This is a genomic window from Bradyrhizobium sp. WD16 (assembly GCF_024181725.1).
GTDB lineage: Bacteria > Pseudomonadota > Alphaproteobacteria > Rhizobiales > Xanthobacteraceae > Bradyrhizobium_A.
Genome location: NZ_CP028908.1, coordinates 295,730 through 308,154, shown reverse-complemented (window position 1 = coordinate 308,154; position 12,425 = coordinate 295,730). Strand labels below are relative to the sequence as shown.

Sequence of the window (12,425 nt, the reverse complement as noted above, 5' to 3'; positions counted from 1 at the left end):
ATCATGAGCATCATCCGTAACATCCGTACCCCGATCATGCACCGCGCCGTCGAAGCCAATGGTCTTGTGTTCGTCGGCGGCACGATCGCCGACGACACCAGCGCCTCCATGGCTGAGCAGACCCGCAACATCCTCGGCAAGATTGCCGGCTATCTGAAAGAGGCGGGAACGGATGCATCCCGCGTCGTCAGCGCCTCGATCTTCGTGACGGATCTGTCCAAGAAGAAGGAGATGGACGCGGCCTGGACCGAATTCTTCGGCGACAACCTGCCGACGCGAGCGACGGTCGAGGTGGCCGGTCTCGGTGGCGGCGCCTCGATTGAAGTCGTGGTCACCGCGCTTAAAGGCTGAGCATCCTGGCGGGCATGTTCAGCGCGTGGCGGTCGCGGCACTGGTATTCGGAGTGCGTGCGGTAAGTGGGCGGTCATTCGGGGGCCGGGCACTTGTCAGGCTTCGTTAGTTCGAACAGGCCCAGCGCCTGTCGCACCTCCGCCAGCGTCGTGGCCGTCACCCCGCGGGCTGCCATCGTCCCCGCATGCAGGATGTCGCGAATCGTATCGGGGTCGCGGGCGATGTCCGCCCGGCGCTGGCGGATCGGTCCGATGACGTCGCAGAGGACGCGCGCGAGCCGGCGCTTGAGTTCGACATCGCCGAGCCCGCCGCGACGATAGCGCGCCTTCAGATCGGCCACGGTGGCGCTGTCGTCATCGAACGCGTCGAGATAGGTGAAGACCACGTTGCCTTCGACACGACCGGGATCGGCGACGCGCAGATGATCCGGATCGGTGTACATGGCCTGAACCGCGGCGATGATGTCGGCGTCCGACGCCGACAGCGTGATGGCGTTGCCTTGCGATTTGCTCATCTTGGCGCGGCCGTCGATGCCGGGCAGGCGGCTGATCCTGGACAACAGCCCGCGTGCGTCCGGCAGGATGTCGCGCCTCGCCTGGCGATTGATGCGCCGGACGATCTCGTTGGTCTGCTCGATGAGCGGCAGCTGATCGTCGCCGACCGGGACGATGGTGGCCTTGAAAGCGGTGATGTCCGCCGCCTGGGCCACGGGATAGCACAGGAATCCCGCCGGGATGTCCCTGCCGAACTGCCGCGCCTTGATCTCGTCCTTGATCGTCGGATTGCGTTCGAGGCGGGCGACGCTGACGAAGTTCAGATAGAGCAGCGTCAGTTCGGCGAGCGCCGGCAGCGCGGATTGGACGCAGATCGTGCTCGCCGCCGGATCGATGCCCACAGCGAGATAATCCGCAGCGACTTCGAGGACGTTGCGCGAGACCTTGGCCGGATCATGGGCGTTGTCGGTCAGCGCCTGGGCGTCGGCCACCAGAATGAATTGACGGTGATCGCGCTGCAGCGCGACGCGATTACGCAGCGAGCCGACATAATGGCCGAGGTGAAGCGGCCCGGTGGGGCGATCGCCAGTGAGAACGGTTGGACGAACAGGCATGACGGAAGGCTCTCCTGGAGGGAGCCGCCGTATCGATCTTTGCGCGGATATCAACCTTGCCAGCCAATACGGCGGCAATATCGGTCGATGAAAGACGACACGCCGCTCCTTATGAGGAGCGCCACCACGAGATCGCGGGCCGGATCGGAGCGGATGTCATTCGGGCTTTATAGGTGGAGCGCCCGGTGAAGGCAACCTTGCCGTGCCGTGCCGTGCCGTGCCGCGCTGCGGCCGAGGTGCGGCCCATGCGCGACCCGCGTGTGGCGGATGCGGGCCGGCTGCCGTTTCAGACTGCATGGTGGAACCGGGTGGATGCCTCCGACCTCGTCAAGAGCCAGCCCTTGGGGTGTGCCGCCCGTCAGACAGGTGTCGGACGAAATGCACCTGAGGTCATTCGGTCGATATTCGTCGAGGCTTCACCGTTACCGATCAAGCCAGGCATCGGAAAAGTCTCCCGCGGTCAAGTCAACGCTGTTGTAGAGATCGTGCACGCGACGATTGCTCACGGTCCTTGTATTCAGCGCCACCAACGGCAGGGCGGGCAGCTCGTCGCTGACGATCCTCTGGATCGCGCGGAATTGCTCGGCGCGGCGGCTCTCGTCGCGCTCGGTGCCAGCCAGGCGGAATAGCTGGTCCACCTCAGGATTGTTGTAGTGTGCCGCGTTGACATAAGGCAGCGGGTGCTTGATCCCGTCAGACCAGTAGATTCGCTGGACGCCCACGGTCGGATCGAACAGAAGGCCGAGCCCATTGACGTTGAGGTCGAAATCCCGGTCGTAGTAGACTCGCTTGATGAAGGTGCCGAGGTCGCCCTCGACAACATCGACGCGGATGCCGGCGGAACCAAGGGCGGAGCGCAGGTAGCTGGCCGTCGACTTGAAAGCGGCTCCTGGAATGAACGTCAGCTTTAAGCCAAAACGGACGCCGCCGCTGCCACGCTTCAGGCCCGCTTCGTCGAGAAGGCGGTTGGCTTCGTCAAGGTTGAAAGGATAGTCGAAGGTCGTCGGGTCGGAGTACGCCGGCAGCACGTCCGGAATCGGAGTGCGTATGGGGCTGGCGTAGCCATAGTAGATCCACTGGCGAATGAAATCGCGGTCGATTGCGTGCGCGATCGCGTGTCGGACGGCGCGCTGGGCGAGATACTGGTTATCAAGATTGAACTCCAGCACCTCCGCATTGTTGAGATAGGCATCCCGCTGCGATGAAATGAGGAATTTCCCGCCTTGCTCCAGCCGCTGGAGATCGGACAGCGAGACGCTGTCGCTGACGTCCGCCTCTCGCGTTTCGAGCGCTGCCGACGCCGCCGCCGGATCGGCAATGAATTTAACGACCACCCGATCCAGATAGGGGCGGTCCGGACGCCAGTATTGGGGATTGCGGCGCAGGCTGACATGGCTGCCGCGTTTCCAGTCCTCGAAAATGAACGGTCCAGTTCCGATGGGCGCGTTGTTGTTTGGGCTGGCATCGAGATTTTCGAGATTGGCGGATTGGTAGGCATGATGCGGAATGATGGGGGACTCCGCAGAGGAAAGCGCCTTGAGAAAATAGGGAATGGGCTTCGACAGCTTCACCACGGCGGTCAATTTGTCGGGTGTTTCGACCCGCTCGATATTGGCAAAGCTGATCCGGCCGCGCGGCCCGACCTTCTGCAAGGCTCGAAGCGAAAATTGGACGTCGGTGGAGGTGAAGTCGGCATCGTCGTGCCATTTGACGCCCGGACGCAGCGTGAATGCATATTCGAGGCCGTCCGCGCTGACATTCCAGGCGATCGCCAGCAGCGGACGCGGCGTGAATTGGGCATCGTAGGTCAGCAGGCCTTCCACGACCTTGGTGCTGATGTTGCGGGTGAACGTGTTCGTGTCGAGCAGCGGGACGAGCGTTCGCGGCTCTCCCTGTGTGATGACGGTCAAGGTGCCGCCGCGGCGTATCTGGGCAAGGGCAGGAGAGCCGGCGAGCGGCAATGCCATCAACCCGGCGCCAGCCGTCAGGACCTGTCGCCGGTTGAGGAGACTGCGAATGCGATCGGGCTTCTTGACCATCCTGGATCACCTCTGGCGTCGCGGTGGGCGATATACGCGAAATCAGCGCACGAAAAGCTATGGCGCGCCGGCACAAACGGTCAATTTTGTATTTCGATCGAAGTGGAGGCGAAGTTTCGACGCGGCATGGGACGGACGGAAAACTCTGCTGCGATCGTGCGGTGTCGGCGCGGTCGAAGGGCTATTCTGGTCTCGGCACGGCTGTCATTGAACTTCGGGCACAAGCGCGATGATCCCGCATCTCGATGAAATGCGGGGGCTGCACTCTGCAGCACCATGCTGAACTGAGTGAGACCGGCTGATCTGCTCAGAGGACGAAGTTGAATCGTTCTCACCGCACGTCATTATTTGGAATGGACTACGGTAGATGTGTACGCCGAAATGGGCGTGGAGTTTTCGAGTGAGGGGCGATCCCGGGATCAAGCAGCTCTGGTGTGGCGTCTCGCAATTGCCTATGCCCTTTGCGGCGAGCCCCTGTAGGCAATTGCGAGACATAAGCCACACTAGCTTTTTGATTTTGCTAGTGTCCCGATGTCTCCGAATGACCGTGCGAGGGTGAGGCAAACGAAGCGGTAATTCGGAGACGGGACACTAGAAGATCGATCGGTTGACGAGCTTGTCGTTTTGGACGAATGGTCGCCATCGGAGGCATGCCTCACGCCCGAGGCTTCGGATGTGCCCCGACTGGAAGAAGCGTCGTTTTTGGGATCAGATGAGATGATGCACCGTTTAGTTTCCCTCCTCGTCGGTGTCGCGCTGTTCGCCGCACCGGCCTTCGCCGATCAGAAAATCAAGGTCGGAATCTCGAGCGGCAACGATGAGGCCGTCTGGGGCAAGGTCAAGGAGATCGCCGCCAGGGACGGCCTCGACATCACCGTCGTGGTCTTCAACGACTATCTGCTGCCGAACGCCGCGCTCGATGCCGGTGATCTCGACGCCAACGCCTTCCAGCACAAGCCCTTCCTCGACAACCAGATCAAGACGCGGGGTTACAAGATCACCCCGGTCGGAGAGACGATCGTCGCGCCGATTGGCCTCTATTCCAGGAAGGTCAAGTCTGTTGGCGAAATCAGGGACGGTGCCTCGATCGGCATCCCGAACGACCCGTCCAACGGCGGGCGTGCGCTCCTGCTCCTGCAGGCTCAGAAGCTGATCAAGGTCAAGGACGGTGTGGGCCTGTTGCCGACCGTGCTCGATGTCATCGACAATCCCAAGAAGCTGCGGATCCGCGAGATCGACGCGGCCCAGCTTCCGCGCAGCCTCGACGATGTCGACGCCGCTGTGATCAATACCAACTACGCCGTTCCGGCCGGGCTGATTCCAGAGAAAGACGCGATCGCGATCGAGTCGCCGGTCAACAACCCCTACAACAATTTCATAGCTGTCCGCGAGCGCGACAAGAATGCCCCTTGGGTAGCCAAGCTGGTGCACGCCTATCAGAATGACACCATCCGCCAGGTCATCAAGGACAAGTTGCCCGGCCAGATTCCGGCCTTTTGAGGAACAGGGCGATAGCTTCGTCTCCGGCGCCTCCATGGTCGCTTAGCCGAAGGTGGCGAGTGCGGGCTGCACCGTAACGTCTGCCTTGGCGAGCTTGTGGCCGAGCCGCCGGCAGCTATGATGCTCCGCGATTGCAGCGCGATGCGATCGCACCCACGCGCGAGGCCGCATCAGTCGGGCGTTGGATCATCGAAGCGTTTACGGACGGCTGCCGAGCGAAACCATTCTTCCGCTCTCGCGTCGAGATCGGAGCGTTTCTCAACTCGCTTGCGGGTTGATATGTCAGTCGCTTGCTCGCGGCGAGCAGTGCCGGTATTGATTTTCCATGAGCGAGCTGGGGTCGATGAAAGATATTTCCGATTTCGTGGTGAGGGCCGTTGATGGCGCGCGCGACGTGAGTGCGCCGTTTCACCACGTTACATTCGATCGGTTCTTTCCGCCTGATCTCTACCGGCAGATGACCGCGACCTTGCCCGATGCGGCGGACTATCGACCGATGTCGGGCCGCGCCAGGGAGAACGACCTCGCCGACGGCACACCGACGCGGGTGAAGATCGATCTGTTTCCCGAATACACGCGCGCCCTGCCGCCGGAGAAGCGCGCGGTGTGGGATCTGGTCGGCCGTGTCCTGTGCTCGAGCGAATTGCAGGCAGCCTTCGTTCGCCGGATGGCGCCCGGCCTGCGCGCGCGCTTCGGCGCCGGCTACGACAAGGTCGGCCTGTTTCCGATTCCGGTGTTGACCCGCGACATCGCCGGCTATCACATCGCGCCGCACACCGACACGCACTGGAAGGGCATCACCGTCCTGATCTACCTGCCGCGGGACGCGGCCACGGCGCATATCGGCACGGTGCTGCACAGGCGTGCGGCCGACGGCAGCCTCGAGCGCGCCGGCAAAGGCCAGTTCCTGCCCAATTCCGGCTTTGCCTTCGCCGTCGGCGACGAGAGCTGGCATTCGGTCGACCCGGTCGGCCCGGAGGTAACGACGCGCGACCTGATCATCCTGCAGTACTTCGTCGACAGCGGCCTGCAGCGCATTCTGCGCAACCGCGGCAAGCGCTTGGGGAACATGGTGCTGAACAGCGTCCGCCAGCTCGCCAGAAATTTTCAGTAGCGCGGCTTGCCGATGACGGTGCGCCAGGTCGATGAGCGCCGGCCTCGCCGCGTCATCGCGGGCTGTTCTGAATGACCAATTGCGAATTGATCGAGTTGAGCAGCTGCTGCTGCAGGAATTGATAGCCGGCGGCATTGTACCCATTGATCTGAGGCAGCCGTTTGCCGGCGAGACTGCCCTGGGCGAAAGCCAGGGTGATCCGGTCGGTGTTGATCTCGGACAGGTTGCCGAGCAGCGAAATGTTCCTGAAGCGCACCAGCGCCCACGCCGGCCCGGCGGCGGTGAGCGATTTCGTCACGACGAACTGGATGGTTCCGCCGAAGACGCCTTTTCGCCCGTCCTTCGTGGTTTCGCTCAGCTCGGGTGTGGAGGCGGCCATCGACACCAGATCCTTGACGCCGAGCGCCCCCGACAGATGGGTGTCCGCCGCCGGACAGTCGTAGGGTCTGAGGCCCGACTTCCAGTCCTGATAGATCTGTCGGATGGAGAGTTGCACATTCTCGCTGAAGGTGTGGTCGCGGGAGGCGTTGAGCGTTGCGTTGGCGCTCACCGTCAGCGAGGCGGCCGCCCCGAGCGGCGTCAGGTATGTGACGCTCGGAGCCAATCCGCCGGCGTCGTTGACTTCGAGGGAGAGCGAGGCGACGACCTCGTAGTCGCCATTGAGAAGAAACAGCCGGTGGAAGGCGGCCGGATCGCCCGGTCGGTCGTCGCGCACCATGTCGCGCAACTCGCATTGAATGCGTTCGATGATCGTTCGCACCGTTGGCTGTGCATATTCGTCGCGCGGCACGTCATAGGAGGGGACGGCGCAGCCGGTGCAGGCCATGGCGCCCAGCAGGGCGGCCATCGCGGGAAGCCGGCGGGCGGACTTCACCGCCGGCCCGACTCGGCACACAGACCGGCGATCCACTGGTAATTCTTGCCCTTGCGCATGGCGAGGCGCCGGCATTGCTCCTTGGTCAGGCCTTCGCGCTGCTCGTCGGGACCGCTCCCCGTCAACGTGCAGCAGCCGGTAGCCGCGGCAACGCGCTTGCCGATGGCCTTCGCCTTCCTGCTCGCGGTCTTCGTGGCCGCCGTCTTCTTGCGGGTGGTCTTCTTGACCGGCGACTTCTTGGCCGCGGCTTTCTTGCGCGATGTCTTCTTAAGGGATCGCTTCTTGGGGGATCTCTTCTTGGGCGCCGCCTTCGTCTTGCGCGCCGCTTTCCTGGCTTTCGATGGTTTTCTCATCGCCGTCGCCCTCTTGTCCTTGGCCGATCTAAAGTCCTGCCAGCCGGAATTGCAATATCTGAGCTTGTGGAAATGATTTGATTCTATCACGCATTGCGGCGCAATGCCCTGGGTGCAAACGGCGACATCGGCGCGCAAGTTGCGATTCGCCCGCTGCGCGATCCGCACGGTCGAATTTCCGCCCCAATCATTCAATCTTGCTCGTCTCGAAAGGCAAGGGGGACGCCCGGTGGAGCGGATCTCAGGCGCGGCCCGCGTTACAGCGGACATGCGAACGAGGCTCAGATCCAACGCTCCGCCAGACCATTAATGTTCTGGTGGTCCTTTTGATCCTACCATTTCACGCGGCGCGCCTGGCGCACCGCGATGCGAATGGCCGGGATAAGGACCATGCGGTGTGGCCCCTCTTGCGATTTCGATTTGCCTTCCGGCTGGGTGGAAATGCCCGCGCAGCCGCCAACTCTGCGAGCGGACACACATGATGCGGAAGCCGACCATTCTCATTTCCACCCTTTTCGCCGTCGCGCTGGCGGGCTGTGCGTCCAACGCAGGGCCAAAGGAGAACACCGGCACCGCCGGCGGTGCCATCGCCGGCGCGCTGATCGGATCGACGATCGGCGGTGGCACCGGCGAGCGCGTCGGCGCGGCTCTGGCCGGCGCGGCCATCGGTGGCCTGATCGGCAACCGGATCGGCGCCAGTCTCGACGAGCAGGACCGGCGGCTCGCCTACGAGGCGCAGATGCGGGCGCTCGATCAGGGACCGGCCGGAACGCCGGTCCAATGGCGCAATCCGCAGACCGGCCGCTACGGCGATGTCGTCCCCGGCGCCGCCTATCAGCGCCAGGGCATGCGGTGCCGGCCATTCACCCAGGTGATCTATATCGACGGCCAGCCGCAGACCGAGCGCGGCACCGCCTGCCGCAATCCCGACGGCACCTGGAGCGCGCTGTCGTAGAGCCTCGATCCGCGCGCAGGCTTCCCAATGCTTGCAGTCTCAAGTCCTTGCCGCCGGGGAGCCTGTTCGCAGGCCTGACGAGTTCCCCGGATGCCAGCCGCAGTGCGGGGAGAGGTGCGCTTGGCGCCGCTCCTCGCCGCCCGGCATCGACCGCGATCGCTCGGCGCAACGGTTGAGGCGAGCAATTGCGGTGGGCTCTATTTCCCGGCCCGGTTCTTCTTGCCCTTCTTCTTTGCCGTTTCCTTCACTGTTGCCGCCTGCGCCCGGTAGGCGGCGGCGAGATTGGCGAAGTCTTTCGACAATTCCGGGTCGTTCATCTCGATGGCGAGGCGTGCGGCCTTGTCGGCCTGCCTTTGAAGCTGCTTGACCAGTTTTGCCATGCGCGGATCCTCGGCCTGATCTCGCGCAATTCGCTCGGCCGCCAGGAGTTCCCTCGCTGTCCAGCCTGTTTGCGCTCGGCCCTCGCGGGGCGGAGGAAACTCCGTCAACGGAGAAGATCTGATCGAAAGGATCATGCTCGCGTTCTCGCGTGACGCGGACACCGGTTGGCGCATGGTGCGTCGCGGCGCCGCGCCTCGAGGCGGCTTTGACCTCGATCAATAAGCCGCCATCACTTTTGCGTTTTGTGGCAGTCGCTCCGATAGGAGGGAGCGATTCCATGTTCCTGGACGCGCACAGGCCCTTAACGCCGGAAGAAGTTTACGATGGGGAATATTGGCGTAAATGCGCGACGATGACGCGCGACGAGGCCAGGGCATCGCCGGACGCCGACCTGCAGGCGCGCCTGCTCAGGATTGCCAGTGGCTATGACCGGCTGGCCGGCTATGCCGACGCGATCGAACGGGCGGCGCAGGAGGACTGAGGCCGCCAGGCGCCACCGGTTGAGCTGACCATTACCCATCTTCGTTTCGTGACACGGGCGATGTCGCCAAGACAGGAGCAAGTCCATGGAAAGTGCGACGTTTCGAAAGTGGCTGGAAGATCACGGCTGTCGGTTCGACAAACACGAACATCACCAGCGGCACGAAGGTCCGGTGATGGTGACGGTGCATCGCGAGGGCCGCACGGCGCAGGTACCGCTCGGCGGCTCGCGCCAGGACCTCGACATGCGCGAAGTCCGCGAGGCCTGCGAACGGCTCGGGCTCGACTGGCAGCAGTTGCCGGGACCCGCCGGCCGGGTGTGAGCGGCGGGCTGCGCAGCGCGGGAGTATTCCGCGCTTTTGGCGCGCGCCGACAGAGGACGCCGATCGCGAAGCCGCGTCGGCTGCAGCATCGTGCGCGAGGAAGGTCCTCGCGCGGTGGCCGACACCAGAGCGCCTGCTGCATTTCGCAGGAAAACGCTCAAGTGTCCTGTCTCCGAATTACCGCTTCATTTGCCTCACCCTCGCACGGTCATTCGGAGACATCAGGACACTAGCAAAATCAAAAAGCTAGTGCGGCTTATGTCTCGCAATTGCCTACAGGGGCTGGCCGCGAAGGGCATAGGCAATTGCGAGACGCCACACTAGCCCGGTTAGGGCTTTCTTAATGGCTCGGGTTCCATTTTGCCCCGACTGCGACGTTTTGTCTCAATCGTGATTCGGGCATCTGCGAGGGCCTGCCATGGACATATCTGCAATCGCTTCCGCTGCCGGAGCGAACACGGTCTCGGGTGCGAGCTCGGGCGCACCGCCGCGCCAGAAGATGTCCAGCCTGTTCGACGCGATCGACACCGCCGGCACTGGCTCGATCACCAAGGCGCAATTCGAGCAGGCCTTCCAGACCAGGACTCCGCCCGCGGTCTTCCAGCAGCAGGGCGCGGACGCGATCTTTGCCCAGCTCGATTCATCGGGCACCGGCAGCGTCTCCAAGTCGGACTTTGTCACGACCATGTCGCAGCTGATGTCGTCGCTGCGCGCGCCCGCGGCGGGCTCCTCGGCGGCGGCGCCGGCCGACACTCTGGGCAGCAGCCAGCAGGCGCTCGACCGGCTCGGCGCGCCCGGTTCGCTCGTCAATCTGTCAGTCTAAGTTCTCGTCTCCCCGACATCGTCTGGTGTCCCGTTTCCAACGTTGGTATTTCTTTGAAGGCGCGGCTCCGTGCCCCAATAGCCGCCGTCGCCATCGATCGCGATATGGCGGACGCCGAGCGTTTGAAGCCACGCCCGGCCGTCCGATCCCATCGCCATCGCCGTCGTCGCGAGGCTGCCGGCGACGAGGCAGGTTTCGGCGATCACGCTGACCGATGACAGGCCTTGCGCCGGCCGGCCGCTGCGCGGATCGAGAATGTGGCCGACGCGCCGGCCATCACGCTCGATGAACCGTTGATAATCGCCGCTGGTCGCGATCGCGCCGGCCGCGAGTGAGACCCGCGCCACAATGCGATCCGGCGCGCGGGGATCGACGATGCCGATGATCCAGGGCCGGCCATCGGGAGTGGGGCCGACGACACGGATGTCGCCGGCGAGGTTGACATAGCCATGGGCGGCGCCGAGAGCGCGGCAGAGATCGGCGGCGCGGTCGGCGGCGTATTCCTTGCCGATGCCGCCAAAGTCGAGCGTCATGCCCGGCGCGGTGAAGCGCACCGTGCCGGGCGCCAGTTCGACCTTGTCCATGCCGACATGCCGCCGCGCCGCGTCGAGCTCGGCTTGCGTCGGCTCGGCGCTGGCTTCCCAGGCGAGCCGCAGCGGGCCGGCGGTGATATCGAAAGAACCGCCGCTCAGGGCGTGGCATCGCCTGGCGAAGGCGAGGAGGCCTGCCGTCTCATCGTCGGTCGCGGTCATCGAGCCGCTCCGGGCGGTGGTATTGAGCAGGGCGAGATCGCTGTCGGTGCGAAAGCGCGAGTAGCGCTGCTCGATCCTGTATACCTCAGCCTCGGCAGCGGCGAACACCGGCGCGAGGTCAAAGCCTTCGCCGGCGGCAAGACAGATGCCGCAATCCGATCCCATGGCGCTGAATTCGTACAGTGTCGTCTTCATCGCACAGGCATGGTGGCTGGGGGGCTCGAGAGGGTGTTACCGACAGTCGCCGGCGCCCGCCGTCGGTTGCTCGGGGATGATCCGGCTTGGAGCCGGCAGGCGTATAGGCCCGGACGAGGACTGCGCAAGCGCCATTTACGATCTGCGCTTCGGATGTCTGGGGGCGGCCGGTGCGGTCGCGGCGCCGCTGCGAGAGGACATCGCGCCGGGCTGCGCTCTCCGTGGTGCTCGCGCCCGACGTCACAAGGCCCGCGCACGCCGAGCAGAGGCGGGGCCCGGCCGAGGTCTGCCGAGCCCCTAGCAGGGCCGGAACTGCACCTCACCTCATGGCCGCTCGGCGATGCTGAATTGCACTCTCGGCAAATTACGACAGAGCGTGTTGATTTAGAGCAAGCAGGCGGCCGTCGGTGCGCCCGCGGATCCGCGTGCCTCATCCATTGCTTCGATAGCGCCGGCCGGCGGAGGAAAGTACCGGCATTTCCTGCACCCGATCGCTGCGCTTGATCCGGACTAAACTCGGGGTTGATAGTGGTCAAAATCAAGCCAGCCGATCCGACGCAGTTACCTTCGCTTAATATTGTGGGTTTAACGCTCGCGACGCGAAGCGCAGCAGGCGCACGCGGGACAGTCCTGAGGACACGACGATGGCGCGAGCGATAAGGCCGACCGGGGTCGAGCACATGCTCGGCGACGAGGAACTGATCGTCTCGAAGACCGATCTCAAGGGGCGAATTACTTATGCCAATGACGTCTTCATTCGGATGGCGGGGTATCCGGCGCGCGAGTTGATCGGCGCGCCGCACAGCCTGATCCGGCATCCCGACATGCCGCGCTGCGTCTTCAAGCTGCTGTGGGATACCATCGCGGCGGGGCAGGAGATCTTCGCCTATGTGGTCAACCTCGCCGCCGACGGCAGCCATTATTGGGTGTTCGCCCACGTCTCGCCGACCTTCGACGGTCACGGCAACATCACCGGCTATCACTCCAGCCGCCGCAAGCCGGACCGGGCACCGATCGAGCGCGTCAAGCCGATCTACGCCTTGCTTCGCGAGGAGGAGGCTCGCCATGCCAATGCCAAGGACGGCATGCGCGCCGGCCATGATCTCTTGACCGGCTACCTCAGGCAGCAGGGCGTCGGCTACGACGAATTGGTGCTGTCGCTGTAGCCCCGCACCAT

At 64.0% G+C, this 12,425-nt stretch carries 14 protein-coding genes; 8 read left to right on the top strand and 6 right to left on the bottom strand.

The window, feature by feature from the left end:
- Positions 1-3 precede the first annotated feature (3 nt).
- Positions 4-351: a RidA family protein gene (locus DB459_RS01495; RefSeq protein WP_253711134.1), complete on the top strand. Its 348-nt coding sequence runs from the start codon at positions 4-6 to the stop codon at positions 349-351.
- 73 nt (positions 352-424) lie between these two features.
- Here the strand turns inward: DB459_RS01495 and trpS are convergent, their stop codons facing one another.
- Both trpS and DB459_RS01485 read right to left on the bottom strand, forming a co-directional pair.
- Positions 425-1,459: a tryptophan--tRNA ligase gene (gene trpS / locus DB459_RS01490; protein WP_253711133.1), complete on the bottom strand. Its 1,035-nt coding sequence runs from the start codon at positions 1,457-1,459 to the stop codon at positions 425-427.
- 422 nt (positions 1,460-1,881) lie between these two features.
- Positions 1,882-3,498, bottom strand: coding sequence for an ABC transporter substrate-binding protein (locus DB459_RS01485; protein ID WP_253711132.1), 1,617 nt, complete (start codon positions 3,496-3,498; stop codon positions 1,882-1,884).
- Between the two features lie 720 nt (positions 3,499-4,218).
- Here DB459_RS01485 and DB459_RS01480 point away from each other — a divergent pair.
- Both DB459_RS01480 and DB459_RS01475 read left to right on the top strand, forming a co-directional pair.
- A complete protein-coding gene (locus tag DB459_RS01480; protein WP_371927019.1) occupies positions 4,219-4,998 on the top strand; it encodes a MetQ/NlpA family ABC transporter substrate-binding protein in 780 nt (259 codons plus the stop codon).
- 325 nt (positions 4,999-5,323) lie between these two features.
- Positions 5,324-6,112: a hypothetical protein gene (locus DB459_RS01475; protein ID WP_253711130.1), complete on the top strand. Its 789-nt coding sequence runs from the start codon at positions 5,324-5,326 to the stop codon at positions 6,110-6,112.
- Positions 6,113-6,164: 52 nt separating this feature from the next.
- Here the strand turns inward: DB459_RS01475 and DB459_RS01470 are convergent, their stop codons facing one another.
- Both DB459_RS01470 and DB459_RS01465 read right to left on the bottom strand, forming a co-directional pair.
- Positions 6,165-6,959, bottom strand: coding sequence for a hypothetical protein (locus DB459_RS01470; protein WP_253711129.1), 795 nt, complete (start codon positions 6,957-6,959; stop codon positions 6,165-6,167).
- A 23-nt stretch (positions 6,960-6,982) separates the two neighbouring features.
- A complete protein-coding gene (locus DB459_RS01465) occupies positions 6,983-7,339 on the bottom strand; it encodes a hypothetical protein (RefSeq protein ID WP_253711127.1) in 357 nt (118 codons plus the stop codon).
- A gap of 481 nt (positions 7,340-7,820) precedes the next feature.
- Between DB459_RS01465 and DB459_RS01460 the strand changes: the two genes are divergently transcribed.
- A complete protein-coding gene (locus DB459_RS01460; RefSeq protein WP_253711126.1) occupies positions 7,821-8,294 on the top strand; it encodes an RT0821/Lpp0805 family surface protein in 474 nt (157 codons plus the stop codon).
- Between the two features lie 197 nt (positions 8,295-8,491).
- On the opposite strand, the gene DB459_RS01455 is transcribed toward DB459_RS01460, so the two are convergent.
- The gene (locus tag DB459_RS01455; RefSeq protein WP_253711125.1) at positions 8,492-8,809 is read right to left on the bottom strand and encodes a hypothetical protein; all 318 of its coding nucleotides are present in this window, start codon (positions 8,807-8,809) and stop codon (positions 8,492-8,494) included.
- 143 nt (positions 8,810-8,952) lie between these two features.
- Here DB459_RS01455 and DB459_RS01450 point away from each other — a divergent pair, with 143 nt between their 5' ends.
- The 3 genes from DB459_RS01450 to DB459_RS01440 all read left to right on the top strand — a co-directional run bounded on the left by DB459_RS01450 (position 8,953) and on the right by DB459_RS01440 (position 10,301).
- Positions 8,953-9,156 carry a hypothetical protein gene (locus DB459_RS01450; RefSeq protein WP_253711124.1) on the top strand — a complete coding sequence of 68 codons (204 nt, stop codon included), beginning with the start codon at positions 8,953-8,955 and terminating at the stop codon, positions 9,154-9,156.
- 85 nt (positions 9,157-9,241) lie between these two features.
- Complete coding sequence (locus DB459_RS01445) at positions 9,242-9,478, top strand: hypothetical protein (RefSeq protein ID WP_253711123.1); 237 nt, start codon at positions 9,242-9,244, stop codon at positions 9,476-9,478.
- A gap of 418 nt (positions 9,479-9,896) precedes the next feature.
- Entirely contained in the window at positions 9,897-10,301 is a 405-nt protein-coding gene (locus tag DB459_RS01440) for an EF-hand domain-containing protein (protein WP_253711122.1), read from the top strand.
- Here the strand turns inward: DB459_RS01440 and DB459_RS01435 are convergent.
- Positions 10,298-11,248 carry an FAD:protein FMN transferase gene (locus DB459_RS01435; RefSeq protein WP_253711121.1) on the bottom strand — a complete coding sequence of 317 codons (951 nt, stop codon included), beginning with the start codon at positions 11,246-11,248 and terminating at the stop codon, positions 10,298-10,300. The two genes, DB459_RS01440 and DB459_RS01435, sit on opposite strands and share 4 nt — an antisense overlap.
- A 644-nt stretch (positions 11,249-11,892) precedes the next feature.
- Between DB459_RS01435 and DB459_RS01430 the strand changes: the two genes are divergently transcribed.
- Entirely contained in the window at positions 11,893-12,414 is a 522-nt protein-coding gene (locus tag DB459_RS01430) for a PAS domain-containing protein (protein WP_253711120.1), read from the top strand.
- The last annotated feature ends 11 nt before the right edge of the window (positions 12,415-12,425 follow it).